Source organism: Methylobacterium sp. CB376, from assembly GCF_029714205.1.
GTDB lineage: Bacteria > Pseudomonadota > Alphaproteobacteria > Rhizobiales > Beijerinckiaceae > Methylobacterium.
In genome coordinates, this window is the sequence record NZ_CP121648.1 from 6687716 (window position 1) to 6713147 (window position 25432).

21 protein-coding genes are annotated in these 25432 nt (G+C 70.4%); 7 read left to right on the plus strand and 14 right to left on the minus strand.

Features of this window, described 5'->3' with window-relative positions; genetic code table 11:
• Positions 1–50: 50 nt before the first annotated feature.
• On the minus strand, positions 51–1139 hold the full coding sequence (locus QA634_RS30785) for an ABC transporter ATP-binding protein (RefSeq protein WP_236728856.1): 1089 nt from the start codon (positions 1137–1139) through the stop codon (positions 51–53).
• Between the two features lie 273 nt (positions 1140–1412).
• Here QA634_RS30785 and QA634_RS30790 point away from each other — a divergent pair, with 273 nt between their 5' ends.
• On the plus strand, positions 1413–2228 hold the full coding sequence (locus QA634_RS30790; protein ID WP_012335757.1) for a universal stress protein: 816 nt from the start codon (positions 1413–1415) through the stop codon (positions 2226–2228).
• A 62-nt stretch (positions 2229–2290) separates the two neighbouring features.
• Positions 2291–2767, plus strand: coding sequence for an Hsp20/alpha crystallin family protein (locus tag QA634_RS30795; RefSeq protein ID WP_012335758.1), 477 nt, complete (start codon positions 2291–2293; stop codon positions 2765–2767).
• 127 nt (positions 2768–2894) lie between these two features.
• Here the strand turns inward: QA634_RS30795 and QA634_RS30800 are convergent, their stop codons facing one another.
• The 12 genes from QA634_RS30800 to QA634_RS30850 all read right to left on the minus strand — a co-directional run bounded on the left by QA634_RS30800 (position 2895) and on the right by QA634_RS30850 (position 18651).
• A complete protein-coding gene (locus QA634_RS30800; RefSeq protein ID WP_012335759.1) occupies positions 2895–3239 on the minus strand; it encodes a hypothetical protein in 345 nt (114 codons plus the stop codon).
• 79 nt (positions 3240–3318) lie between these two features.
• On the minus strand, positions 3319–4299 hold the full coding sequence (locus tag QA634_RS30805) for a zinc-dependent alcohol dehydrogenase family protein (RefSeq protein ID WP_012335760.1): 981 nt from the start codon (positions 4297–4299) through the stop codon (positions 3319–3321).
• A gap of 40 nt (positions 4300–4339) precedes the next feature.
• On the minus strand, positions 4340–5023 hold the full coding sequence (locus tag QA634_RS30810) for a helix-turn-helix domain-containing protein (protein WP_012335761.1): 684 nt from the start codon (positions 5021–5023) through the stop codon (positions 4340–4342).
• A 144-nt stretch (positions 5024–5167) separates the two neighbouring features.
• The gene (locus QA634_RS30815) at positions 5168–5530 is read right to left on the minus strand and encodes a response regulator transcription factor (protein ID WP_012335762.1); all 363 of its coding nucleotides are present in this window, start codon (positions 5528–5530) and stop codon (positions 5168–5170) included.
• Positions 5531–5654: 124 nt separating this feature from the next.
• A complete protein-coding gene (gene fixJ / locus QA634_RS30820; protein WP_012335763.1) occupies positions 5655–6287 on the minus strand; it encodes a response regulator FixJ in 633 nt (210 codons plus the stop codon).
• Positions 6277–7818, minus strand: coding sequence for a sensor histidine kinase (locus tag QA634_RS30825; RefSeq protein ID WP_012335764.1), 1542 nt, complete (start codon positions 7816–7818; stop codon positions 6277–6279). The genes fixJ and QA634_RS30825 overlap by 11 nt, the downstream gene beginning before the upstream one ends.
• 556 nt (positions 7819–8374) lie before the next feature.
• The gene (locus QA634_RS36005; RefSeq protein WP_083784759.1) at positions 8375–8737 is read right to left on the minus strand and encodes a suppressor of fused domain protein; all 363 of its coding nucleotides are present in this window, start codon (positions 8735–8737) and stop codon (positions 8375–8377) included.
• A gap of 1165 nt (positions 8738–9902) precedes the next feature.
• On the minus strand, positions 9903–10289 hold the full coding sequence (locus QA634_RS30830) for a hypothetical protein (protein WP_150108752.1): 387 nt from the start codon (positions 10287–10289) through the stop codon (positions 9903–9905).
• A gap of 20 nt (positions 10290–10309) precedes the next feature.
• Positions 10310–14986, minus strand: coding sequence for an RHS repeat-associated core domain-containing protein (locus QA634_RS30835; RefSeq protein WP_012335765.1), 4677 nt, complete (start codon positions 14984–14986; stop codon positions 10310–10312).
• A 392-nt stretch (positions 14987–15378) separates the two neighbouring features.
• Positions 15379–16380, minus strand: a complete 1002-nt coding sequence (locus QA634_RS30840) for a hypothetical protein (protein WP_012335766.1) — start codon at positions 16378–16380, stop codon at positions 15379–15381.
• Positions 16381–17333: 953 nt separating this feature from the next.
• Complete coding sequence (locus QA634_RS30845) at positions 17334–17996, minus strand: hypothetical protein (protein ID WP_012335767.1); 663 nt, start codon at positions 17994–17996, stop codon at positions 17334–17336.
• Positions 17997–18297: 301 nt separating this feature from the next.
• The gene (locus QA634_RS30850; protein WP_283027034.1) at positions 18298–18651 is read right to left on the minus strand and encodes a hypothetical protein; all 354 of its coding nucleotides are present in this window, start codon (positions 18649–18651) and stop codon (positions 18298–18300) included.
• A 68-nt stretch (positions 18652–18719) separates the two neighbouring features.
• On the opposite strand from QA634_RS30850, the gene QA634_RS30855 reads away from it, so the two are divergent.
• Entirely contained in the window at positions 18720–19778 is a 1059-nt protein-coding gene (locus QA634_RS30855; RefSeq protein ID WP_012335769.1) for a radical SAM/SPASM domain-containing protein, read from the plus strand.
• A 111-nt stretch (positions 19779–19889) separates the two neighbouring features.
• Positions 19890–20939: a selenide, water dikinase SelD gene (gene selD, locus QA634_RS30860; RefSeq protein WP_012335770.1), complete on the plus strand. Its 1050-nt coding sequence runs from the start codon at positions 19890–19892 to the stop codon at positions 20937–20939.
• A gap of 189 nt (positions 20940–21128) precedes the next feature.
• Here the strand turns inward: selD and QA634_RS30865 are convergent, their stop codons facing one another.
• Positions 21129–23270, minus strand: coding sequence for a globin-coupled sensor protein (locus tag QA634_RS30865; protein WP_012335771.1), 2142 nt, complete (start codon positions 23268–23270; stop codon positions 21129–21131).
• A 363-nt stretch (positions 23271–23633) separates the two neighbouring features.
• Between QA634_RS30865 and QA634_RS30870 the strand changes: the two genes are divergently transcribed.
• The 3 genes from QA634_RS30870 (at position 23634) to QA634_RS30880 (ending at position 25370) form a co-directional block, all read left to right on the plus strand.
• On the plus strand, positions 23634–24164 hold the full coding sequence (locus tag QA634_RS30870) for a helix-turn-helix domain-containing protein (protein WP_012335772.1): 531 nt from the start codon (positions 23634–23636) through the stop codon (positions 24162–24164).
• A gap of 98 nt (positions 24165–24262) precedes the next feature.
• A complete protein-coding gene (locus tag QA634_RS30875; RefSeq protein WP_012335773.1) occupies positions 24263–24487 on the plus strand; it encodes a hypothetical protein in 225 nt (74 codons plus the stop codon).
• Between the two features lie 472 nt (positions 24488–24959).
• Positions 24960–25370 carry a metal-sulfur cluster assembly factor gene (locus QA634_RS30880; protein WP_012335774.1) on the plus strand — a complete coding sequence of 137 codons (411 nt, stop codon included), beginning with the start codon at positions 24960–24962 and terminating at the stop codon, positions 25368–25370.
• Positions 25371–25432 lie beyond the last annotated feature (62 nt).

The window sequence follows — 25432 nt, forward strand, 5'->3', positions numbered from 1 at the left end:
CCCCGATCTCCGATCCGCCCGGCGCCGGGCCCGGCTCGCGGCGCCCCCGCTCACGGCGCGGCCGCCCCGGGTACCGCACAGGCCTGCGCGACGTGCCCCTCCGCCAGCGCGCCCGTCGCCCGGGCGATCAGGTCGTACTTGGTGCGCGTGACGCTGACCTCGCGGAACCAGTTCACGAGGTCCCCCCAGGGGTCGTTCATGTGCGCGAGCCCCGACACGAAGGCGACGACCGTGCTGACCTCCGCCTCGCCGGTCACCACCGCGTAGCCCCCGACGCCCAGGATCCCCGCCACGCCGAGGTGGTAGGACATGTTCATCAGGAAGTTCATCGAGAACTTGATCCGGAAGATCCCCATGTTGAGGCCGAAGACGGCGTCGAGCCGCTCCGCCTCGGCCGGCGCGACGGCGCCGGAACGCGCCTCCACGATGCCGCCGCTGACCCGCCGCAGCAGGCCGATGCGCGCCCCGACCCGGCGGTTGATGGCCCGCTGCATCAGCGGCACGAAGACGAGCTGGGGCGAGAACACCGCCAGCGCCACCAGGGCCATGGCGGGGTTGAGCATGGCCAGGTAGGCGAGCGTGGTGACCAGGATGCCCGCCTGCAGGAGCGGCTCCGAGAAGCAGGAGGCGACGAAGCCGCCCACCGGCTCGGCCTCGTCCAGAACCAGCGCCACCTCGACGCCGCGCGCCTGCCCGGCGCCGCTCCGCGGCGCGCCGCCGTGCAGCCCGGCGCCGTGGCAATCCTCCATGATGGCGGCGCGCAGGCGGCGCACGGCCCGCTCGGCGACGAAGCCGCGACCGATGTTGAGCACGAGCTTCAGCAGCCCGAGCCCGCAGGCGGTGAGCGCGTAGAGGACGGCGAGCCGCAGCAGCACCTGCGGGTCGGCCCCCTTCACGGCGTGGCCCACCGCGCGCCGCTGGATCTCCAGGGGCAGCACCCCCGCCAGGAACACCGCCACCACCAGGAGGGCGAGCCAGACCTGCGCCACGGCACTCTCGCGCCAGATGAAGGTCAGCAGGTCGGGAGGGGTGCTGCGCGCGGGCGAAGGCGCGGGCGAAGGGCGGCAGAGATCCGGTGCCTCGTCCCGCGGCCGCGCGGCCTCCCGCACATGCCCCGTCGCCATGGGCCCTGTCGCCATGGGCGTTTCCCTCCCTCCGGCGCCGCGGCCGGGTTATAGCCGGCTCACTACCGCCTCCCGTGCTGGGTCGCCTTGATCCGCCTCAAGGGTTGGGCGGCCGCGGCCCGTCGCTCCGCGGCCGGCCCTCGGGCTCGATCGCAGTCACTCGATCGCAGTCACTCGATCCCTTGCGCTCGATCCCTCGCCGCCGGATCCCTTGCGCTGGATCAAGGCCGATCCGCGCGTCCGGCGGGATCCTTCCCGCACTGAGCCGGACTGAGCCGGGAGGACACCATGATCCGGGACCTGATGATCGTCGTCGACGGCGTGGGTCGGCGCGCGCTGCCCTGCGGCCTCGCGCTCGCGGCCGAGACCGGGGCCTCCGTCACGGCGGCCGGCGTGCTGCCGGCCGTGCCCTTCGAGACCTACGCGCAGGCCGAGATCCGCTACGACATGATCGTCTCGGCGGAGCGGAGTTCGCGGGAGCGCGCCGCCGAGGCGGCCGAGGAGGCCGCGGCCGCCGCCCGCGGGGCGGGGCTCTCCTGCGAGAGCGTCGTGATCTGCAGCTCCGCCCCCGAGGCCGCCCAGGAGCTCGCCGAGCGGGCGCGCCTGTGCGACCTCGTGGTGATCGAGCAGGCCGACCACGCCGCGCCCAAGCCCGCCGACGCGCAGATGGAGCCGCTGCTGTTCCGGTCGGGCCGCCCGGTGCTGATCGTGCCCTACATCCAGGCCGCCCCGCCCGCCCTGACCTCGGCGGTCGTGGCCTGGGACGGCAGCGCCCAGGCGGCCCGCGCCCTCGCCGACGCGCTCCCGCTGCTGCGGCGCGCGAACCGCGTCGAGGTCGTCACCGTGGCCGAGGAGCCGACGCCGGAGGACCTGCCCCGGCGCATGGTCCGCCACCTCGCCCGGCACGGCGTCGACGCGACCTTCCGGGTCGTCCGGGCCGGCATCCCGCCCGCCGAGGCCCTGCTGTCCCACGTCGCCGATTGCGGCGCCGACCTCCTGGTGATGGGGGCCTACGGCCACGCCCGGCTGCGCGAGGCGCTCATCGGCGGCACCAGCCGCACGATGCTGCGCTCCATGACGGTTCCGGTCCTGATGTCCCGCTGAGGGCGCGCCGCGGCACGCCCGCCGCGCGCGAGGCGAGGCCGGGCCGATCGAGGGAGAGTCCCATGAACCTCAAGTCCATTCTGGCCCTGGGCGGCCGGCACGACGATCCGCTGGTCGGGCTCACGGCGGTCCAGCCGCCCCTGCAGCGCGAGTTCGACCGGATGCTCGGCGAGGTGCGGGCCGGCCTGCCGGCCTTCCTGCAGGGCCCGATGCCCCGCATGGACGTCGTCGAGCGGGACGACCACGTCGAGGTGACGGCGGAGCTGCCCGGCCTGGAGCGCAGCGACGTCCAGCTCGAACTGATCGACGACATGCTGGTGATCCGGGGCGAGAAGCGCCAGGAGCGGGAGGGGATGAAGGGCACCCGCCGGGTGACGGAGCGCAGCTACGGCGCCTTCTCGCGCGCCATCGAATTGCCGGCGGGCACGCAGCCCGAGGAGATCGAGGCGCGGATGGAGAAGGGCGTGCTCACCCTGAGGTTGCCCAAGCCCCATGCCGGCGCCCCGCGGGCGCGGACGATCGACATCAAGGCCGGCTGATCCGGGCCGCGCTCCCCTCGGCCTCGGACGCGGGGATCCGGTCACGGATCGGCCGCGTCCCGCGCGCGGACGCTGCCGCATCGTCCCGACGAGCCGGCCGCCCGCCGCGCCGACGCGGCGCGCGTCCTCAGCGGGCGCAGACCTTGGCGCTGGTCGCGGTGGCGATCCAGCAGGCCGGATCCTCGGTGCTGCGCGCGTACTCGCCCGGGAGCGGCACGGTGCGGCCGCCCAGGGTGAGATAGCCGAACGCCACGCCGGGCCGGTCGACCTCGAGCGTGACGGTCGGCTTGCCCGCGGCGGAGATCCTGAAGCTTCCCTGGCGTCCCATCGCCGTGAAGGTGCAGGGGTACTCGCCCTCGTCGCTCGTCCGGCACGTGGCGGGCCTGGCGGCCGCGGCGGTCGCGCAGGAGAGCAGGGCGGCGGCGGCCGCGACGGAGCGGAGCGGGCGCGGGAAACGCCTCGGCGGTGTCATGGTGCGGGCTCGCGGAGCTGATTCGGTGCGGCCGCAGGATACAGGACGCGCCGCCGGCGCCCGAGGGGCCGCAGGCCCGTCACGGCACCAGGACGGCGGCCCCCTTCAGCCCGGCCCGGTGCGCGGCGATCGCCGCCTCGGCCTCCGCGAGCGGGAAGCTGCGGGTGTGGGTGACGATGCCGGCCCGCGGCGCCGCCGCGAAGAAATCCCGCGCATCCGCGCGGGTCAGGTTCGCCACCGACAGGATCCGCCGCTCGCCCCACAGCAGCGCGTACGGGAAGGCCGGGATGTCGCTCATGTGGATGCCGCCGCAGACCACGGTCCCGCCCTTGCGCACGGCGCGCAGGGCCGCCGGGACCAGGCGCCCGTCGGGGGCGAAGATCAGGGCGGCGTCGAGGGGCAGGGGCGGGGGCGCGTCCGAATCGCCCGCCCAGACGGCGCCGAGGCGGCGGGCGAAGGCCTGCCCGTCCCGGTCGCCGGGCCGGGTGAAGGCGTGGACGGCGCGGCCCTCCCGGCGGCAGATCTGGGCCACGATGTGGGCGGCCGCCCCGAATCCGTAGAGGCCGAGCGTCGCGGCCTCGCCCGCCATCCGCAGCGTGCGCCAGCCGATCAGCCCGGCGCAGAGGAGCGGCGCGGTCGCGACCGGATCCGCCTCCTCGGGGAGCGGGATCGTGTAGGCGGCCTCCGCCAGCACATGCGTGGCGAAGCCGCCGTCGCGGGTGTAGCCGGTGAAGCCGGGCCGGTCGCAGAGATTCTCGCGGCCCGCCGCGCAATGGGGGCAGCGGCCGCAGGTATGGCCGAGCCAGGGCACGCCGACCCGGGCGCCGGGACGCGGCGCCGCCACCCCGGGCCCCAGGGCCTCGACGCGCCCGACGATCTCGTGGCCGGGCACGATCGGCAGGCGCAGGTCCGGGAGGTCGCCGTCGATGACGTGGAGGTCCGTCCGGCAGACCGCGCAGGCCTCGACCCGGATGCGGACCTCGCCGGGGCCGGGGTCCGGGTCGGGCCGGGTCTCGGCGACGAGGGGCCCGCCGATCCGGTGCAGGACCATCGCGCGCATCGTCAGCCTCCCGTCGCGCCGGCCCGCCCCGACCCTCTCCTCATTCGTCGACCAGCCGGCGCATGCGGCCCTTGCGCAGGGTGACCTGGCGGGCGCCGGCGCGCAGGAGCGCGCCCTCGCCCTCGAGCTGCGAGATCGTGCGCGACACGGTCTCCAGGGTGAGGCCGAGGTAATCGGCGATGTCGCGGCGGGTCATCGGCAGGGCGACGTGGCCGGCATCGCCGAGGCGCTCGCCGACGGTGAGCAGGAAGGCCGCCACCCGCTCCTGGGCCGAGCCGCGGCCGAGGAGCAGCATGTGCTCCTGCGCCCGCCGCAGATCCCGCGCCGCCAGCCCCCAGAGCGCCACGGCCACCTCGGCGCGCTCGGCGGCCACGCGGGCGATCTGGCGCCGGCGGACCATCATGACCTTGGTGTCGCAGATCGCCTCGGCATTGTGGCCGTGGACCTCGCCCTGCTCGAACCCGAACAGGTCGCCGGGCAGGTGGAAGCCGGTGATCTGGCGCCGGCCGTCGCCCAGAATCTTGCAGGTGCGCACGGCGCCGCTGACGACCCGGTAGACGAATTCCGCCTCCTCGCCCTCGCCGTAGATCTCCTCGTCGCGGGTGAAGCCCGTGGGCGAGCCGACGAGGTCGGGGCAGCCGGGAAAGAAGCTGCCCGGCGCGAGACCGGCGGCGGGCGCGCCCGCGATCGGGAGCGGTCGCTGCGAAACGGTGTCGATGGCCATGGGTCCTGTCCCCGTCCTGTCCCCGTCCTGATCGGATGGGGGGAGAGTGGCGGGAACCGGGGGGCGGCGACAGCCCGGGCGATCTCTTACGGGGACCCGCTTAAGGAGATCTGCGTAGGCGCGCCGGGGCCGCGGCGCGTCGCGTCAGGCCGGCGCGCCGCCCGGCCCCGCGGCGAGGAGGGCCGGGAGCGCCTGGGCCGCCAGCGCCTTGTCGACCAGCGGCACCCCGGCCTCGGCGGCGCGGCGGCGGATCTGGGGATCCGGATGGCCGGTGGTGAGGACGACGGGCGCGCGGACGTCGAGGGCGCGCAGGGCGAAGAGCACGTCGAGGCCGCTCAGGCCCGGCATCATCACGTCGAGGATCACGCAGGCGGGTTGCGGGCCGGGAAAGGCGGCCAGCAGGTCGTTGCCGTTCGCGAAGGCCGCGACCGCGTAGCCCTCGCTCTCGAGCAGGAACTGCAGCGAGTTCAGGACGGCAGGATCGTCGTCCGCGATGTAGATGGCCACGACCGGCTCCCTCACGCCGCCCGCGACAGGAGCATCGCGGCACGGCTGACGACCCGCATCATAGCGGGCGACGGGCCGCCCGGGCTTGATCTCGCTCAAGGCCGGTGCCGCCCGGCCTGCCGGCTCAGGCGAGGCCCGCCCGCACGGCCCAGCGCACGAGTTCGGAGAGGGAGGTGGCCTGGGTCTTGGCCATCACCTTGGCCCGGTAGATTTCCACGGTGCGCGGGCTGATGGCGAGCGCCCGGCCGATCTCCTTGGCGGTGCCGCCGGCCACGAGGTGGGTGAGCACCTGCCGCTCGCGCCCGCTCAGGGTCTCGACCCGGCGGGTGAAGTCCCGCAGCGCCGGGTCGGCCGGGTCGGCCCCGGGGAGCGGGGCGGTCGCGGGGGCCGGGCGGGCGAGGGCGCCGCGCACCGCGCGCAGCAGCGTCTCGTCGTCGAAGGGCTTCTCGATGAAGTCGCTGGCGCCGAGCTTCATCGCCTCGACCGCGAGGGGCACGTCGCCGTGGCCGGTCATGACGATGACCGGGAGCGGGCTGCCGGCCGCCCGCACCCGGCGCAGGAACTCGATCCCGTCGATCCCGGGCATGCGGATGTCGGTGAGGATGCAGCCCTCCGCGAGGCCCGGCAGGGCGTCGAGCAGCGGCTCGGCCGCCTCGTAGAGGCGCGCGGTGTAACCCGCCGTGTCGAGCAGGAACCCGACCGAGTCGCGCATCGCGTCGTCGTCGTCGACGACGTGCACCGCCGGATCAGCCGCCATCGGCGAGCTCCCCCTCCTGGCTTTCCACGACCCGCGCGGCCGGCAGGGTCAGGCTGAACGTCGCCCCGCCGGCCGCGTTGCGGGCGACCGCGAGGCGGCCGCCATGCGCCTCGACGATCGAGCGGCAGATCGACAGCCCGACCCCGAGGCCGGTCGCCTTGGTGGTCACGAAGGGCTGGAACAGCCGGTCGGCGACCTCCGGGGCGATGCCCGGGCCGGTATCCGCCACGGCGATCTCGACCATCCCGGGCGCGGCGGGCCGCGCCTCGACGGTGATCTCCCGCCGCGGCACCGGCTGCATCGCCTCGCGGGCGTTGCGGATCAGGTTCACCAGCACCTGCTGGATCTGGACGCGGTCGGCGAGCACGGCGCGCACCTGCGGATCGAGGCGGGAGCGAAACACGACGCCCTGCTCGCGGGCCCCCACCAGGGCGAGGGCGCTCGCCTCCTCGATCAGGCGGGAGACCGGCTCGATGCGCTTGTCGGTCTCGCCGCGGGCCACGAAGTCGCGCAGCCGCCGGATGATCTGGCCGGCGCGCAGGGCCTGCTCGGCGACCCGGTCGATGGCGTCGAGGGCGCGGGACGGCACGCCGCCCGCTTGGTCGAGGAGCCGGCGGCAGCCGCGGGCGTAGTTGCTGACCGCGCCGAGGGGCTGGTTGAGCTCGTGGGCGAGGGCCGAGGCCATCTCCCCCATGGCGCTGAGCCGCGAGACGTGGACGAGTTCGGCCTGCAGCTCCTGGAGCTTGGCCTGGGTCTCCTGGCGCTCGGTCAGGTCGGTGATGAAGCCGGTGTAGAAGACGCGCTCCCCCGAGCGCATCTCCCCGATCGCGAGTTCCATCGGGAAGGTCGAGCCGTCCCGGCGCTGGCCGGTGACGATGCGGGCGGTGCCGATGATGCGCCGCTCGCCGGTGCGGTGGTAGCGGGCGAGGTAGCCGTCGTGGCGCTGCCGGTCCGGCTCGGGCATCAGCAGGTTGACGTTGCGGCCGATCACCTCCGCGGCGGCGTGGCCGAACAGCCGCTCGGCGGCGGCGCTGAAGGAGTGGATGCGGGCCTCGGCATCGATCACCACCATGGCGTCCGGCACGGTGTCGAGGATCGATTGCAGGTGGGCCTCGCGGGCGCGCAGGTCGTCCTCGGCGCGCTTCTGCGCGTCGATGCTGAAGACGACGCCGCGGTGGCGCAGGGGCCTCCCCGCGGCGTCGAGCTCGACCCGGCCGCGCGAGCGCAGCCAGGCCGTCCGCCCGTCCGGCCGCAGGGCGCGGTAATCGACCTCGTAGGTGCCGCCTTCGGCGAGCGCCCGCGCGATGGCGGCGGCCCGGCCGGGCCGGTCCTCCGGGTGGATCCGGGCCTGGAAGGCGTCGAGGCTGGTCAGGCTGCCCTCGTCCGCGCCGAAGAGCGCGTCGCAGGCCGCCGAGGCCGCGACCGCGCCGGTGGCGGGATCCAGGGACCAGGTGCAGATTCCGGCCTCGTCGAGGGTGGCCCTCAATTCGGAAGGATCGAGGCCGATTCTCGCCGGCCGGTTCTCCGGCACCGCGTCAGATCCGACCTGTGCCGTCGAAGATCCCAGGTCCGGTGCCGTCAGAGAAGACAATCCGCGCTGCTCGTCCTGCTTCGACGGAGCCGGACCGGAGCGTGTCCGCCGTGCTGTGCGGCGCGCCACCCCCCTGTTCGGTCGTCATCTGCTCGTTCCTGGCGGTTTTCTAGCAAATGGCGGAGGCGGCGGGTAGGGGCGGGATGCGTGCCCGGATTCGCGCCGCGGGCTGGCCGGGGAGGGCGCCCGCGAGGCGCCGAGGGGCGGGCCCTTGCCCTGCGCGGCGTCGCGGGGTGCGGCGCGCGGGCGAATCCCGCCCCGGACCGGCCTTCCGGTCGGGTCGGTCCCATCGGTGCGGGCGTCCTGCGGCTTTTCGTTTCAGCGTCCGCCTGCTCTTTCTCTGGCCGCGGGGAGCAGCGGGACCGAGCAGGCAGGTGAACGGGGTGAGCGCATTGTACGGCGGCGTCTGGCTTCCCAATGGCGGCCGGGGGAGGGGCATTGATGGTTGAGGCTATGCATGCCCCGTGGCGGCTGAGAGGGAAAAATTTTACACTGCCTAGAGGCAACTTGTAGTCGGTTTTCTCTTCAGATCGGAGACATCAGTGCCAAATTTCTCCAGAATCTCCTCGAATGCTTGACATCCGATAGCTTTTATAAGCTGCGACTCCGAAGAAAATATTCGAATGAGCCACAAGATTCGTGTCCAGGGCTGTGACAATCTACAAACCGCGAAGGCACTCCCGAAAGAGTTTTGTATTGTACAGTAAATATTTGCGAAGCCAAGCTGCTCAAATAAGCTTCCTTTCGATCTGATTATATCGCCTTGCGATAGATAGTAATGATCTTTGATATGATGACGCGAGAATGCGGTGAGATAATCGCAAGATTTGCTTTCTCTGTGCGGAGAATTTACAAGTATAGCAAGCTCTTGCCTTGACTGCTTGCCCTAAAACTTCTTTGACAATGTAGCGGCTGTTGCCGATTGTACCATCTAAGATTCCACCCCGGCACTGTGGATTGGCGAAATACAGCGCGACGATCTTTTCTTCAGAGTCGTCCGTCTACAAGCCATCATCAAATTTCCCCATACTATGTATGTAGTGTTGCTCAATAATCTGATCCATCTCCTGATCTCCAATTGGTCTACTGTTGGTCGGTTATACAAAATTTGCAACGTCATCGTTGGAGTACTTAGCTTGCTTTGTTGCGGGACCTTAGTTCATCTTGGCTTGTAGGCGTCGGCTGTTCGCAGCTGACATCCCGATCTGATCGCTGGTCTATTGTGATGATGCCGTCGCGTTTTTCGATTGATGCGCCTGTAAGAATCGCTGGCTGTGAGCCGAGCTTCGTCATTTCCCAGAGGTGACCAAGGAGGAGTTTCTCAATCTTCTTGGCCGCCCGACCCTGAAGGCCGAATTTCATCACCGGTTCCTCACCGATCTGGCGCCGCGGCGTGCGCGGCGCGGTTGGAATCGGCCCGTCTCAGTTCTCGACAGGTGATGTATGCGGGGTACTCGTCGAGATCGTACCGGCAGCGATCCCTTATGGCCATGGTGATTTTCGTCTCGAATTCCACAGCGAGAGCTGATGCCGCCGGAGAGAGTTGGGTATGCTATAATGGTTAAAAATTTTTCTCGAAGAATACTGAAGATCTGCTGAAAGGAGATGCGTGCTTCGTGCGGGCGATTATGGTATGGCGGCCCTGTAAATCCAGAAGATGATATTTGCCAGATTGAACGTCGCGCTGAGAGTTGCCGAGCAGGAATCTCGAATGTCTGCATAGAAACTATGAATCTTGTGATAGACAATAGATGCCTTCTCTCCGAGAAAATGGTGGGCGGGAAGCGAGAAGTCATCAACCTTCATCTGAAGGGCTCACCGCTGGCGTTGGGCGATCGAATTGATCGCGCCGGCTGCAGAGCCGGCCGTCGACCCGCCGAGCTATCCAGGAGCTCGCAGGGCTTGCTGAAATGAAGAGGTTGTATCTATCGGCAATGGTCGAGTCGCCTCTCAGAATCATCTGTGTTGCTGGAAGGCCGGGAAAGTGCCATGTCCGGGCATCTACTAGCTCCCAGGTGAGAAGACTATAAGCGAAAGGTGAACTCGAAAGAGTTTTCCTCGACAAAGCTTGAAACGAACATTATAGTTTCTAACTCTTTTTTAGTAAGCGCGAGCTTGTGTTGTTTTGTTTCAAGCCTATACTTACGTTCTATGCTCAAAACTTCATTATGAACATCCGCCGGCAACGGAGAAATACAGATTATCATGTAAGTACAACGATCATCATCGGTTTTTCCGACTCCAGTGTTGCAATCAAAATTTATTATTAGCGGGACGCAAATACGTCGAGCCCGGATGATAATGCCATCGTTGTTCAATGCGAGACACATAATTTTGGCACCGCTGTAGCTTTTTGCATGAAAAATATCTCCTTCTACAAGCATTTTTAGAAGTTCCTGTTGGTTGGTCATCGATCATCTCCCATTCTGCGCTAATCTTCCTCAATTAGATACCGCTCAAGAGCTTTCAATTTCACATGATTTGGCTCTCCATCCAACCCAAGATATTTGACTGCACAGTCGAAGCAGAGCTTTCTCCCCCTGACGCAGTACATGGCGGTTGTACCGTATGTGCCGCCACTCTGGCATCCTGCGGAAAATCCATCACACCGAAAACCGGAGAGGCCCTGCGGGTCCGTGCGCGCCAGCGGATTTTGCGCAACGTAACTGTATAGGCTCAGTCCGTCGTAAAGCGAGAGCGCACTTGGAGCGAGGAGCCTCCCTCGGTTCGCTTCCAAGGTTGAGAGTGCCGGCCAGTGAGGTCTTTTGGCGCCCGCACTAAGCCGAAGCGTTGATAAGGACTGGCCATCGAAAGGCCTGAAGTTGAAAAATGCGTCATCAGATTGGGGATGGCTTGTAACATCGGCAAGCTCTCCGATAGGGTCTCTCGAGATCCACCGGCCGATAGCTGGATCGTAAGCTCGGAAGTGTGTCAGATATAGACCACTCTCGGCATGATAGAACATGCCGGCGAACCCGAAATCCGTGACCGGCGCGCCGCCCTGAAGCGCGTTCCCGTAAGGATCGTAGGCGAAGGCCGGGGCGCCGCCCGCACTCGCGAAGGCCCGCCGCACCGAGCCGATCTGGTCGATCCCGTAATAGAAGCGCTGCCCCGGCGCGCCCGCCGCCACCTCGCCCTCCGCCAGGTACGACCGCAGCACCGCGCCCGCCTGGGTCCGGGACTGGCACAGGCTCTCGCCGCACCAGACATACGCCGTTACGCTTGCCGCCGCGCCGCCCGCCGGCGTGCTGCCGATCGTCACCCGCCGACCCAGCCCGTCATACGTGAAGCTGCTCACCTTGCCGGGCTGGGCCGGATAGGTGATGCGCACCAGCCGGTCCTCGGCGTCCCAGGCGAAGACGCGTGGCCCGTCCGAGACGAGGTTGCCGTTGGCGTCGTAGGTCAGGGCCTGCCCCGAGAGGCCGGTGAGCTGGTTGAGGACGTTGTACTGTGCCGTCTGACTGCCCGCCGGCGGGACCGGGGAGGGGACGTCGCTCGTCTCGGTGACCCCGGTGATCAGGGTCTCGGGCGCGGAGGTGAATGCGAGCGTGAGGAACTGGCCGGGGGCGAGGCCCGTATGGGCGATCCCGGCGAGGCGCCGGTCGCCGGCATTGGGCAGGTAGCTCCAGGTGGTGGCGAGGCTCGCGCCCGCCGGCAGGAGCTGGCGCAGGGTGGGCTGCTCGGTCTGGCCCAGATAGGACAGGGCGAAGGAGCCGAGGTCGCTGCCGTGGCGGGTGATGCGGCCGAGCGCGTCGTAGGCGACGGTCTCCGGCCCGGAGCCCGACACGCTGCGCGCGATCATCCGGCCGAGCGCGTCGTAGGTGTAGGCGATGCTCCAGGCGCAGTCGCCGGCGCCGGCTGGGACGAGGCATTCCCGGGCGAGTTGCTGCGCTCCCGGCGCGAAGCTCGGCGCGTAGCTGTAGCGGGTCGTGCCGGTGCCGTCGCTCATCGACAGCGTGCGGGGGAAGAAGGGATCGTCCGCGAAGGTCACGGCCGGCGTGGCGTTCAGGGCGTTGGGGTAGCTGATCCCCGACAGCCGGTCGTCCCGCGCGTAGCTGTACTGCTTCACCTGGGAGAGCGCGTCGGTGACCGATTTGAGGCGGCTCGTCGCGGTCTCGTAGGCGGAGGTGACCGTGCTGCCATCCGCGTAGCGCTTGGCGATCGGGCGCCCCTGGACGTCGTAGCTCCAGCGGGTGACGGCGCCCTTGGCGTCGGTCAGGCTGGCCAGCCGGCCCTGGCCGGTATAGCCGAACAGCATCCGGCTGCCGCCCGGATCGACCAGGCTGGTCAGCCGCCGGTTGGCATCGTAGCCGTAGGTCCAGGTCCGGAACTGCCGGTCCCGGTATCCAACGAGGTCGAGCCGGTCGTAGCTGTAGGTCTGGGAGGTCCCGTCCGGATAGGTGATCGCGGTGATCCGGTCGGCCGCGTCGTACGCGTAGGTGACGGTCCAGCCCTCGGAATCGGTGTAGGTCCGGACCCGGTCGGCCGCGTCGTACGTGAAGGTCGCGGCACTCGCCCCGGTGGCGTTGACGACGCTGAGCAGGTTGCCCGCCGGATCGTAGGTGAAGCGGGTGGTCTCGTTCAGGGCGTTCGTCGCCGCGGTCAGCTGCCCGGCCGCATTGTACGCGAAGGTCGAGGTCGCGCCGGCCGCGTCGGTGTGGACGATCGGACGATGCTGTCCGTCATAGGTGAATTGCGCGAGCGGCGCGAAGCTCCCCGGCCCCGAGACCTGGGTGACCGCCAGGAGGTCGATTCCGTTCGGGGCGTAGGTGAGGTGCGTCGTGCGGCCGAGCGGATCGACGATGCGGGACAGGTTGTAGCCCGTCGTGTCGTAATCGAAGCGCGTCAGCTGCGTCGTGCCGTCGTCGAGCACGCGCGCCACCGCGCTCGGGCGGTTGAAGGCACCACTGGAAATCGCGTCCGTCTGTCCCGGGTAATTGTACCAGACCCGGTTCTCGAGCGGCTGCTTCTCGCTCTCGATGGCCACGCCCTTGATGCCGTTGCCGGCATGCACGAAGTGACGGAGGCGGGCCTTCGCGTAGTCGCACCCACCCGCGGGCGTGCATCCGGCCTGCTCGTAGGCGTCCTTGTCCCAGTGGAAGCTGTTCCGGTAGGTGAGGTACTGGTTGGCCGGCGCCACCGGCATGCCCTGCGGCACGGTCGCGGCCGGCTCGCTGTCGGGGATCGGGGCGGGTTCGAGCCACTCCTCGCGTTCGTGGAAGCCGAGGGGATCGGTCACGTCCACGAAGCGCGGGGGCGCGCTGGTGCCGGGGGCCGTGAAGGCGAAGCGGGTCGTGCCGTAGGGCGTCGTCAGCGCGGTCACGAGGCCGTTGGCGTCGTAGGTGAAGCGCGAGGTCAGCCCGATCACGTCCGTGATGGCGCTCAGCCGTCCGAGCCCGTCGTAGGACAGGGAGGCGCTGCGGCCGAACGGGTCGGTGATCTGGGTGAGCAGCAGCGGCCGGCCCGGCTGCCCGTAGCCGAAACGCGTCTGCCGCCCGACCGCGTCGGTCAGCGCCGTCAGGCGCAGCTGCGCATCGTACGTGAAGCTGAGCGCGTTGCCCTGCGGGTCCACCACCTTGCTGAGGAAGATGCGGCGCGGGAAGCCGGTGCTGCCGTCCGATTCGGCGTAGATCTCTGTCGTCCCGTCGCGCAGCCTGCGGCGATACGCGATCGGAGATTCCGCCGCCCGGGTGAGAACCGAGCCGTCGTCGCTCTGGGGCGCGAACGCGCCGGTCGTTCCGGAATACCCCGTGTAGAAGTAGGCGCCCCCCGTCGCGATCACCCGGGACACGTTCCCGCCCGGGTTCTGCGGGTCGTCCGAGACGTAGCTCAACCAGTTGATGGTCCATTTCGGACCGAGGTTGAAGAAGCCGAACACCGAAGGCTGGCTATCCTCCCGCTGGTTGTAGCTGATGCGGGTGCGCACCTCCGGTCCGATGGCCGGGACGTAGCCGACCGGCATATCCGACAGGGTGAGGCCGACGGTGGCCTCCTTGATGTTGGTGCCGCACATCCCGCAATTCGGGCTCGGCGCGCTGGCCAGGGGATCCCCGGCATCGCCCGGGACGACGCCGTTCGTCGGTCCCTTGCCCCAGACCTGACCGGCTTCGGCGGGGGCGACCTCCCTCCAATCCTGGCCGGCGGTCTTCGCCGCGCCGTCGGGCACCAGGAAGTACCCGCTGGCCTCGGCATCCACGGCGCCGGTCGTGAGCCACAGCTCCTGCCCGCCCAGGACGGGATCGTGCAGGTGGAAGCGGCCGTTCTCCGCCGCCACGATGGCCGCGAAGTGCCCGGCCCTGAAGTGCATCACGGAGGGCACCGGGACCGGCTGGCCCGGCTCGCGCCGCACGAGCCGATGCGGGGCCCCCGCCTTGCTCGCCAGCGCCGAGACCTCCGCCAGACTCGTGCCGTTCGGGCCGACCCGGAGCCAGCGCAGCGCCTCCGCCTCCGCCGGGCTGCCCCCACGCGCGACGAGGAGGCTTCGCAGGGCGAGGGGCCCGCAATTGAACAGGTGGCGCGGATCCTTGGTGACGAGATCCAGGGTCTCGCGGGCGACCTGGATTTTCTCCGTCGCCGGGCCGGTGACGGGCCTCGCCCCGATCTCCGCGAACAGGGTCGCCAGGGCGTCGCTGTCCCCGAGGGAGGCGAGGAGGAGCGCCAGCTCCCCGACGGCGCGGTCCACGAGCGCCCGCGCCTCCGGATCCTGCGCCGCGCGTCCGAGCCGCCAGGCCGCGCGCCAAGCCGTCCCGGCCCGCGTCACGTAGCCGTAATGGCGATAGGTCAGGCCGACATTGAGATGGAGCGCGGGCGCCCAGCCGCTATCCGGGTGCGCATCCAGGAAGGCTTCGAGGGCCGCGAGGTCGTCCACCTGGGCCCGCGCGCGAAAGCGTGCCAGCGCGGCCGCGAGGTCCTGGTCCTCGGCGGCGGTCGTCGGTCGCGTCCGGACCAGCGGCTCGGCCAGCTGGACGATTGCAAGGCGGAATGCATCGGCCCCCTCAGCCTCGGTCCTCGCGGCCACGACGCGCGTCGATGCGATCCCGACGATCAGCCAAGCCGCCAGAAGAACAATCCACTTTCGCCCGGTCCCCACGCTTCCAAGTACGCTCATGGCTGCCTCCCGCGATTGCGCACTCTTCGGCTCCCCTACGGAAGCCATTGAAAGCAGCCCCATTTCCCAGTACCCCAGGTGGCCGTCACGGGGGCGCTGCCAACAGTATTGATCTGACTGACACGATTTCCGTTCTCATCGTATAAGTAGGATATGCATACGTTATTGTCGTAGAGGGACGTCGCGAGTCTGTAATTAAGATCGTAAGTGTACAATATCTCTTTCGCGTTTGTATTCTGGACCGGAAGAAATATTAGTAGTGAAGCACACCAGAGGAACGAATATATATCACCGCAAATGTTTTTCCGTTGTAGTAACATTTTACATCTTCCATTCTCACGGGGGCCGCGGAATTGCCTCGTTACGACGAAATCGTATGATGGTGTGATATGCTATTGGGCGGCCCTGCTGTATGCGGGGTCGTCTGGGGCATCCCAGTAGGTCACAACTCCGCCGAGTGTGGAGCCGGGTTGCCACAGGTCCGTCTGATTGAAATCAGTCAGTCCGCCCAGTCCGACCCACTTCAAATTCCCATTCAGGAATGCGGTGACCGACTCAGAATAAGTATTAATCCAGTTTTGCCCATCCCAGGATATTGCAAATCTGATGCTAGATCCATCGTTGCTCACGCGAGCCCATTGGGGCCCATCGGGTGCGGCGAAGGTGTAAACGTTCGAGTTAAAATTTGTATTGGAATTAAGCCTTTTGACAATGATCGCCCCAGATTCGGGGACTTGACCGAGCATCCTACCTGATGTGTCTTTGACCCATACTCCGAACGACGGCCAATTTGCAGTGGAATGCATGTATTTGTAGCGAAGAGTGATTGTCCAGGGAGCCGTTGCCGGGATCGGCCTGTAGACTCCGCGATAAGTTTGCATCGAGGAGGAAGCCGGCACTGAATAGACTAATCCGACGCTTGGAACGTTGGTGATGGTTGGTGGTGATGCTCCTGCCCCGTCGATGTACGTGAAACTCGCTGCACTCGGTGGCGAGTACGGGCCAAATTCCCGAAGAACCGCAACGCCGCCGGCTGATGATATGGTGACGCTACCGGGTCCGCTGCTTACAATGATGCCACTGCCAGCTGTGATGGATGCGGCTTTGGGTGGATTGTTGGATGAGCCGATAATAAGCTGACCGTTCGCGAGCGGAGGAACGCCGGCAAACCCACCATTGCTATCCTTGTACTGTATTGAGTTCTGGGTTCCCCCTGGCGCGCCGTTAATGCAATTGGCGAGAGCATTGAGATTCGCCATCAGTTGTGATGCATCGGCCGGCTGACCGTTGGAGATCTGATAGGGGAGCACGCATAGGGCAGCGGCCTGTGCAGTCCATGTAAGAAAAATCAGCGCCGAGCCAAAACATGACTTGTATGTGTCGATGAGGTCCATCCCACGGCGCTCCGCAAATCGGATGTATATCGTCGGATGATGGAACCATTATTTCCTTGGGTAAGCAAGCCGCGATGCGGGGGAAAGACTCGGCGGCCCGCACGATCGCGAACAGCGGCCGCGCTCGGACCCGGCTTCGTCTGCATCGGCGACCGCTCTTCAGTGAACAAATACCTCGTACATCGAATACAAATACATCACGCACAATTTTTGCCGCCGCACGCGACAGGGCCTGAACCGGCTCGTCTGCGATGGTGCATGTACCACTGCGATCGCTTCTCGGATCTGCGGCTATGCGGGGGCAGGGCGCGATGGCGCACCTGATGAGGTGAAAACCAGATCGATCTTGAAGATTATCGAAGTGATCTCGATCGTATCACGGTCTTGCCGAGGCGCGCTTCGCTGTCGAGGACCTTTCACGTCATCTCCGCTGCCGCGCACAACGCCCTGCGCGGCTTCCCGCCGTCGATCCGTTCCGTGCAAGAGGGATCAGCACCTCATCATCCAACGCAGGACGATGCCTTCACCCCCGCGGCGCCGAACCTGTGATCGGCCGGGTGAATCCTCATGCGCGTCGAGGCGAGCCGCCACCGTGACGCCGCGGGGACGACGCTGCACGCCGCTGATCGACGTCCCGACCGGCGGCGCGCGCCGGGCGGCGCCCCGCCGCAACCGTGCATCCGGGCCGGGACCGCCGCCCGGCCCTTCCGGATGCGCACCCTCGCCGGCAATCCTCGCCCCCATCCTCGGAGCCAACCGCGAGGGTCCGATCGTCTCGCGGCAGGCCGCCGCATGGCCGGGGCGGCGCGCGGCCGAGTAGGGGGGCGCATGCCCGAACTCATCGTGATGCTCTCCGCCGCCGCCGGCGCGCTCGCCGTCGCCGCCGCCATGCACCCGCGCGTCGAGCGCCTCTGGATCCGCCGCGTGCGCTGACCGGCGCGGCGGTCCCGCCCTCAGGTCGCGGCGCGCACGAAGGCGCCCGCCGCGCCGTTCGTCATCTGCGGCGGGTATTCGCGCCGCAGGCCGGCATCGAGCCCCAGGCTGCGCCCGGCCCCCGCGACGCTGAACAGCCCCATCAGCCCGGCCAGGAACACGTAGGTCCAGGGCCATTCCTGCGGGTGCTGGTAGAGGCCGAGCCAGAGCTGGGCCAGGAAGACCACGCCGAGCGCGCCCGCCGCCCGCACCCCGATCCCGAGCATCAGCGAGACCGCGAAGCCGAGCTCCGTCGCCAGCACCGCGGCGTTCAGCACGTAGAAATTCGGCACCGGCAGAAGAAGCTGCGCCACGAGGTCGCGATGCGCCTGGAAGGCGGCGTACTTCACCTCCTGCTCGGTCCAGTAGTGAAGCCCGTTCTCGGTGGTGAGGAGCGGCAGCTTCCAGAACGCGGCCTGGAACCACATGGCGCCGATGGCGGTGCGCAGGAGCCAGGTGACGAGGTCCCGCCCCGTGCGCTGCGCCGGGTCGAGGATCCACTCGCGCGCCGCCACCAGCAGGCTGCCGAGCAGCAGCAGGGCGAAGAGCCCGACCAGGATCCAGCGCCAGGGCCCGAGGGCGGCCTGGTCGCCCTGCTGGCCGGTCAGGAACAGCCACGTGTCGAGGAAGGGATCGGTGCGCATGGGTCTCGTCCTTCTCCAGGAGATGTTTTGGGGCGCGAGGTTTTGGGGCGCGGGGTCTTCGGGGCGCGGGGTCTTCGGGGCCGGGCCGCTCCGGCGCGGCCTCGTCCGGCGGGCGGACCGGCGCCGGGAGGCGGGTCGGCCGCGCGCGAGGGCGTCGAGCGCCCTCGTCATCGGGCAGGCGGCCAGGATCAGCCCCCCGGCGGCGTCGCAGCGCGGCTCCGAGATCGCCGCCTCGTGAAGCCGCCGAATCACGCCGGCTGCACCGGCCCGGTGGTGAAGGCCGTGACCGCCGGGTCGCTCCTCACCGGCATCGAGCGCGCCGGCGCGCCGAGGCCGGCCTCCCGGGGGCGGCCGCCCGGCCGAAGCGCGCGACGAGCCGGCTCTCGTCCGGGTCGGGGATGCCGGTGAGGACGAAGGGCGGCGCGTCGCCCGGCCGCGCCCGCGCGGGCCTGCCGGCGAGGCCCGCCCCCAGCCCGACCAGAACCGCCCGCCTGCCCGCCGTCCCGCTCATCCGCCGCCCCCGCTCGACGCGGATCCTCCCGCCCATGGTAGCCGAGGCCGGACGCGACGCCACCGCGCGGCGGGCGGTGACGCGCCGCCGGCCGGCGGGGCACGGGATCGTGATCGCGCCGGGCCGGCCGCGGGCGGGCGTCACCGCGGGCCCCCTCCGCGCGAAGACGGGAGCGTGTAGGCTCGCCGGGGCGAGCGCCGGAGGAGCGAGGCATGCGGGAGAGGGACGGCACGGCGGCGGGGCCCGCGGCCCCCTCCGGTCCGGGGGCGGGATTCGCCCTCGGGCTCGGCCTCACCAGCGAGTGCAACCTCGCCTGCGCGTTCTGCTACCGGGATCCGGACCGCGCCGACCGGCTCGACCTCGCGCAGGTGCGGGCGGTGCTGGCGCGGCTGCCGGTGCGCTCGGTCAATCTCGGCACCGGCGAGAACGGGATGCATCCGGATTTCCCGGCCTTCCTGGCCCTCCTCCGCGAGGCGCCGGTCAAGCTCACCATCACGTCGAACGGCCACTCGATCGCGCGCCTCGACGATGCGGACCTGCGGGCCTTCGCGGAGGTCGAGTTCTCGATCGACTACCCGACCCGGGCCGAGCAGGACGCGCAGCGCGGCGCCGGCAACTGGGACCTCGTGATGGACCAGGCCGCGCGCTGCCGCCGCCTCGGGCTCGGCGTGACCTTCATCGCCGTGATGATGCGCACGAATTACCACCGCCTCGCGGAGATCGCCGCGCTCGCCGCCCGGTTCGACGCGCCCCTGCGGGTCAACGTCTACCAGGCGGTGCGCAGCGACGCCTTCGCGCTGAGCTACGAGGCGTACTGGGACGGGTTCGCCCGGCTCCTCGCCGAGACCGACGCGATCGCGATCGGCGAACCCCTGGTGCGGGCCATGGCGGGCCTTCCGCCCCGGCGCGGCGGCTGCGGGGCCGGCACCGTGCGGGTGACGCCCCGGGGCCGGGTGCTGCCCTGCGTCTACTGGGGCGGGGCCGGGCAGGACCTCGCCGCCCTCCTCGACGTCGGCCCGGCCATCGTCGAGACCGAGCCCTTCGCGGCGGCGCGGGCGCTGCCCTCGCCCTGCCGCGGCTGCGCCCACGCGGCGACCTGCCGCGGCGGCTGCGCCGGGCGCCGCCGGCTGAGCGGGAACCTCGACGCCGTCGATCCCTACTGCCCGGTCGCGCGGGGCGAGGAGCGCCGCCTCGCCGTCCGCTTCGCGGCCGCCCGCGACCTGCCGAAGCTCGAGAGCGCCTGCACCACCATCGTCCGGGCGCGGGCCTGATCCGGGATCCGCTTGATCGAAGCGGATCCCGGATCACGAGCCCGTGCGGCGCCTGAGCGAAGCCGACATCCGCAATGAGCGCCGGCCGCGCGAGATCCCGCAGGAGGAGCCATGAGTGCCGAACCCGTCCGCCTCACCAGCCTCGCCCACGGGGGCGGCTGCGGCTGCAAGCTCGATCCGGCGATCCTGCGGGGCCTGCTCGCCGGGCAGCCGGCCGGCGGCCCCTTCGCGCGGCTCCTCGTCGGCCACGAGACCTCGGACGACGCCGCCGTCTGGGCCCTCGACGACGGCACCTGCCTGATCGCCACCACGGATTTCTTCACCCCGATGGTGGACGATCCGCGCGATTTCGGCCGCATCGCCGCCGCGAACGCGATCTCGGACGTCTACGCGATGGGGGGGCGGCCGCTCCTCGCCCTCGCGATCCTGGGCATGCCGGTGGGCCGGGTCGCACCCGAGACCGTGGCGGCCATCCTGGCGGGCGGGGCGAGCCTCTGCGCCGAGGCCGGCATCCCGGTCGCGGGCGGGCACTCGATCGACACGCCCGAGCCGATCTACGGCCTCGCCGTGATCGGCAGCTGCCGCCGCGAGGCGGTGCGTCGCAACCGGGACGCGCGCCCGGGCGACCGGCTCATCCTCACGAAGGCGCTCGGCGTCGGCGTCTACGCGGCGGCGATCAAGCGGGGATCCCTCGGAGAGGCGGGCTACGCCGAGTTCGTCGCCACCACGACGCTCCTCAACCGGGTGGGGGCGGAGCTCGCGGCCGATCCCGCCGTCCACGCCATGACCGACGTGACCGGCTTCGGCCTCGTCGGCCACGGGCTCGAACTGGCCCGCGGGGCAGGCGTCCGGGTGGTGATCGAGGCGGAGGCGGTGCCGCTCCTCGCGCGGGCCGCGGCGCTGGCCCGGGACGGCTTCGTCACCGGGGCCTCGCACCGCAACTGGGGCGCCTTCGGGGCCGAGGTCGCGCTGCCGGACGGATTCCCGGAGTGGCGCCGCCACCTCCTCACCGACCCGCAGACCTCCGGGGGGCTGCTGGTCGCCTGCGCGGCCGGGCCGGCCGAGGCGATCCGCGACCGGATCCGCGCCGCCGGCTACCCCGCCGCGGCGATCGTCGGCCGCGTCGAGGCGGGGCCGGCGGGGTTGCGCGTCGAGGCCTGAGCGGCGTGCAGGAAGCGGCCCACCTCCGCGCTCGGGCTCTCGGATCGGTGCGCCGGTCGGAGGCGGCGGCGAGACCCTGGGCCGCCCCGCCTCCTGCGCAGCCCGCGCCGCGCGCATCCCGGGATGGGCGGCGCGGCCCTCGCGACCGCTCGGCGCCGGGCCGGGTCGGCGTCGTCCCCGGGAACCGGATCACTCCAGGGTGAGACCCATGCGCAGGGCGCCCCAGTGGCGGTTGGCGACCGTGAGCGGGGTGGAGAGGTCCATCATCAGGACCGTCCGGCCGCCCCCGAGCGCGCGCGGATAGGTCTGGGCCAGAAAATCGCGCAGGTTGCGCGCCGCGCTCAGGCCCGTGCGGTCGTCGAAGAGGCGCCGGTTGCGGCAGTTGGCCTCGTTCCAGACCGGGTCGGGCCCCTGGGGCAGCGAGTACGTCCTGTTGTGCACCGGCAGCCAGCCGTTGCGGTCGACCGCGGCGCAGAACACCACGGAGGGATCGGCGGCGAGCAGCGGTTCCTGGAACGGGGGGAGGACGCGGTCGAGGAAAGCGAGCGCCCGCGTGCGGAACTGCTTGGGGGCGCTGCCCGGGATCAGCGCGTAATCCTCGTCGAAGAGCTGCGCCAGCGTGACCGCGCCGCCCGCGAGGCTCTCGGCGAAACAGGCCTGGATCCCGTCCGCGGCGCCGCGCAGGGCGGCCTTGAGGCTCTGCTGGCTGACGAGGATCGCGGCGATCCGCTCGCGCAGCCGGTCCATCGCCTCGGGCTCGCTCGGCCGGATCTTGAGGCGGGTGCCGAGCGGCTGCTCGCCCGCGACCTCGACGGCGAAGCGGCCGATCCCCGCGAGGTCGAGCGTGCCCTCACGGCCCGCCTCCGTCGCGAAGGGCGGCGCGTCGATCAGGAAGCCGCCCTCCGAGACCTCGATCGTGCGCAGGGAGGCCCTGCCCTCGGGGGCCTCGAAGCTGGCCGGCCAGCGGGCCGGGACGCGCGGCGCCCTGCGGTTGTCGGTCGCGCTGAAGGCCCGGACCGTCACCACGAGCCGCCGCTCGAGCTGGTCGAACAGGGCGATGATGCGCGCGGCGGCCTCGTCGACGCGGCCGGCGACCCCGAGGGCGGCCTCGACGCCCGTGGCGATGGTCTGCACGCTCTCGGTCAGTTCGGCGCCGCTGCCCGCCACGGTCTGGGCGCTGCCGGTCATCTCCTGCAGCGCCCTGATCTGGCCCTCGGCGTTGGCGGCGACGCAGGAGGCGACCTGGTCGATCGCCGTGACCGAGCCGGTCACGGCGGCGACGGCCTCGACCGCCGCCGAGGTCGCGCCCACCACGTCCTCGACCTGCCGGGCGATCTCCTTGGTGGCCTCCGCGGTGCGCCGGGAGAGCTCCTTGACCTCGGCGGCGACGACCGCGAAGCCGCGGCCGGCCTCGCCGGCCCGGGCCGCCTCGATCGTGGCGTTCAGGGCCAGCAGGTTCGTCTGGTGGGCGACCCCGTCGATCAGCTGCACCACCTCGGCGATGCGGCCCGAACTGTCCTTCAGGCGCGAGATGATGCGCGAGGCATCCTCCGCCTTGCGCACCGCCTCGCGCACCAGGGCCGAGGTGTCGCCGGCCTGCCGGCCGACCTCGCGGCTCGACGCGACCATCTCCTCGCTGGCCGAGGCGACCTGCTGGATCCCCTGGGACGTGGCCACGGCGTTGCGGTCGACGACCGCGTTGCCGCCCTCCACCGCCTCGATCGCGCGGCGCATCTGGGCGACGGTCTCGCTCAGGCGCTCGGATTCGGAGCTGATCGCCCGGTTGGCGAGGCGCATCTCGGTCTCGACCGAGCCCGCCAGCGCCGCGGCCTCCCGCTCGCGGAACTCGGCCTCGGTGCCGGACTGATGGGCCGAGAGGGCGATCTCCATGTCGATGAAGACGGCCCGCACCAGCGCCTGGGCCCGCCGGGTCCTGCGGTCCCGGCGGCCGATCACCCGCTCCAGGAATCGCTCGGCCAGGAACGCGTAGGCGGCGATGGAGTGCCGCGGTTCGAGGCCGCGGCGGACGTGGGCGGCGCCGATCCGCGCGCCGCGTGCGCGCAGATCCGCGTCGATCCGCCCGGAGAGCAGGTGCAGCCAATGCGCCTTCTGGGCCGCCTTGAGCCGGTCCACCCCCGAACTCTGCCCGAGGATCCGGCTCAACGCCGGATCGCGCGCCACCGCGCTGTAGAAGGTGCCGAGCACCTCGTCGATCCCGGACTCGACCAGCCGGCGCAGCTCGGGCAAGACGGCCTGCTGCTCGGGAGGAAATGAGTTGAGCTGGTCGGCAAGTTCGGCCTCGCATGGCGTCTCGGCGCGCCGCATCAGCATCGGATCGTCTCCGTCATTCTGCCTTCGCGCCGCGCGGCGGAAGTCCCAAGATGGGTGTATGTTCCTGACGTGATTCCTACAGGCGCCTCGGAAATTAATTTGCGATGAAAGTACCCCTGAGTTTGACTTGATTTACTGATGAGTTCAGCGCGTTTAAGCGATAAGGACTAGTCCAACCTGCGGCGATGCGCGGGCGTGATTAGGCCCATCCCGCCGATCCGCGGGCGAGCCTGGTCAGGATCGGAGTGCGCCGGCATCTTGATGCAGATCATGGCGAGCGCCGCGACCGGCCTCACACCATGCGCGGAGGTGCCGCCGCGCCGTCTCGCGACCGCGTCCGGGGCGCAGCCACGAGGGAATTCCATGGTGTCGCATCCATCCCGACCCGCGCTCGGCCCGGAGGCTCCCCGCGACCTCGCGTCGGCGGCCGAGCGCTACGGCCTGTCGGAGATCGCCCGGCGCCTGGGCGTCTCGCGCGCGACGGTCGGGCAATGGGCCGTCGGCCGGTCGCGGCCGAGCCGCCGGAACCTCGGCCTCCTGCGCTCGCTCGCGCGCCGACCGGGCGAGGACGGCCCCGGCGCCGCCGGGCCGTCCGGTCCGGGCCTTGCCCGGCAGGTGGAGGAGATCGCCCGGCTCGACCGCAGCATCGACCGCGTGCGGCGCTGCTGCGCACTGATGGGGACGATCGCCTCTCGGTCTATCGACGCGGACGAGACCCGGGAGCGCGCCTCGGAGACTCACCGCCAGCTGGAGGACGACCTGCGGCGGCTCGCCCGCCGGCGCCGGATCCTCGTCCAGGACCTGCGGCGCCCCCCGCCGCCGACGGACGGGCCTGAGCGCGGCCCGCCCCGCGCCCCGCCGGGTCTGCCGGCGCCGCGGTGCGGGGCGCGTTGATCTGCAGCAAGGATCCTTCGCGCCCGCTGCCCGACCTCAGGTCAGCATCCGCCGGCGGCGTGGCCCCCGGCGGGTGCGGGAACGGGGCGAGGGAAGCCATGAACCAGCCTGACAACCGGCGCGCCCCCGGCGGGGTCGGCCTCGCGGCGCGCGGGATCCCGGGCGCGCGGCTGCGCGGGCCGGTTCCGCACCGTGCCGTGGCCGCGCAGCGGCTCCGCGTCGACCTGCCGGACACGACGCACGTCGTCGCGATCCTGCTCGCCGTCGGGGCGCTGACCGCGCTCTTCTACGCCCTCGCCGTGCAGATGCGCCTCGCCATGTGATCCGGTCCGCCGCCGCCGACCCGCAGGGCGCGCCCGTCGGTCCCGGCTCGTCCTCGCGGGCGCCGTCCGCGGGGGCGGCGACCGTGGCGCGCGGCGAGTGCCGAGCCACGAGGCACGGGCCGGCCCTTCTGCGCTGCGAGCGCGGGACCGTTCGCGGGGCTGCGAGCCCGCCCGCGGGTGACGCCCGGGATGATCCGGGATCCGCTTGATCGAAGCGGATCCCGGATCACGCGCCTGCGCGGCGCCTGAGCGACGCCGACATGCGCATGGCCGAAATGGGAGATGGCGACGCCATCAACCGGATGGCGCATGAGCCCGCGCGGCGCCTGAGCGACGCCGACATCCGCATGGCGCAGCCATCAACCGGATATCGGATGAGGCGCCCGGGCCGGGGCGGCGTTTGATCCGGATCAAGGTTCCGGCGAGGCCGGCCCACATCCTGCCGGCGATCACGCGGGGAAGGGGGGTCACGATGGTATCCTGGTGGAGGGGCCGCGCGGTCCGGCGCCCGGCCGAGGAGGAATCCGGCGGCGCCGCGACCGGGGGCCGAGCGCCCCTCGACCCCGAACTGCTCGACTGCCTGTCGGGCGTGCCCGATCCCGAACTGGGCGTCAGCATCGTGCATCTCGGCCTCGTCTACCGGGCCGTGCGGGGGCCCGCCCGGATCGAGGTCGACCTCACGCTGACGACGCGGACCTGCCCGCTCGGCGCCCTGATCGTCGACGCCGCCCGGGAGCATCTCCGGCGCCGCTTCAACGACTGCCCCGACCTCCTGGTCCGGCTGGTCTGGAGCCCGGTCTGGACCCCCGAGCGCATCACCGAGCAGGGCTTGGCGCTGCTCGAGCGCGGGCCCCCGTCCCGGCACGGACCCGGCTGGAATTGACCGGCGCGCCGCCGAGGCTTGATCGGGATCAAGGCCGACCGGGGGCGCGGCGGACAGGCTGA

What these genes read in the sequence shown, in the direction of transcription:
- QA634_RS30785 (WP_236728856.1), bottom strand. Translation starts at nt 1,139, where the DNA reads ATGGCGACAGGGCCCATGGCGACGGGGCATGTGCGGGAGGCCGCGCGG.
- QA634_RS30790 (WP_012335757.1), top strand. Translation starts at nt 1,413, where the DNA reads ATGATCCGGGACCTGATGATCGTCGTCGACGGCGTGGGTCGGCGCGCG.
- QA634_RS30795 (WP_012335758.1), top strand. Translation starts at nt 2,291, where the DNA reads ATGAACCTCAAGTCCATTCTGGCCCTGGGCGGCCGGCACGACGATCCG.
- QA634_RS30800 (WP_012335759.1), bottom strand. Translation starts at nt 3,239, where the DNA reads ATGACACCGCCGAGGCGTTTCCCGCGCCCGCTCCGCTCCGTCGCGGCC.
- QA634_RS30805 (WP_012335760.1), bottom strand. Translation starts at nt 4,299, where the DNA reads ATGCGCGCGATGGTCCTGCACCGGATCGGCGGGCCCCTCGTCGCCGAG.
- QA634_RS30810 (WP_012335761.1), bottom strand. Translation starts at nt 5,023, where the DNA reads ATGGCCATCGACACCGTTTCGCAGCGACCGCTCCCGATCGCGGGCGCG.
- fixJ (WP_012335763.1), bottom strand. Translation starts at nt 6,287, where the DNA reads ATGGCGGCTGATCCGGCGGTGCACGTCGTCGACGACGACGACGCGATG.
- QA634_RS30830 (WP_150108752.1), bottom strand. Translation starts at nt 10,289, where the DNA reads ATGACCAACCAACAGGAACTTCTAAAAATGCTTGTAGAAGGAGATATT.
- QA634_RS30835 (WP_012335765.1), bottom strand. Translation starts at nt 14,986, where the DNA reads ATGAGCGTACTTGGAAGCGTGGGGACCGGGCGAAAGTGGATTGTTCTT.
- QA634_RS30840 (WP_012335766.1), bottom strand. Translation starts at nt 16,380, where the DNA reads ATGGACCTCATCGACACATACAAGTCATGTTTTGGCTCGGCGCTGATT.
- QA634_RS30845 (WP_012335767.1), bottom strand. Translation starts at nt 17,996, where the DNA reads ATGCGCACCGATCCCTTCCTCGACACGTGGCTGTTCCTGACCGGCCAG.
- QA634_RS30855 (WP_012335769.1), top strand. Translation starts at nt 18,720, where the DNA reads ATGCGGGAGAGGGACGGCACGGCGGCGGGGCCCGCGGCCCCCTCCGGT.
- selD (WP_012335770.1), top strand. Translation starts at nt 19,890, where the DNA reads ATGAGTGCCGAACCCGTCCGCCTCACCAGCCTCGCCCACGGGGGCGGC.
- QA634_RS30865 (WP_012335771.1), bottom strand. Translation starts at nt 23,270, where the DNA reads ATGCTGATGCGGCGCGCCGAGACGCCATGCGAGGCCGAACTTGCCGAC.
- QA634_RS30870 (WP_012335772.1), top strand. Translation starts at nt 23,634, where the DNA reads ATGGTGTCGCATCCATCCCGACCCGCGCTCGGCCCGGAGGCTCCCCGC.
- QA634_RS30875 (WP_012335773.1), top strand. Translation starts at nt 24,263, where the DNA reads ATGAACCAGCCTGACAACCGGCGCGCCCCCGGCGGGGTCGGCCTCGCG.
- QA634_RS30880 (WP_012335774.1), top strand. Translation starts at nt 24,960, where the DNA reads ATGGTATCCTGGTGGAGGGGCCGCGCGGTCCGGCGCCCGGCCGAGGAG.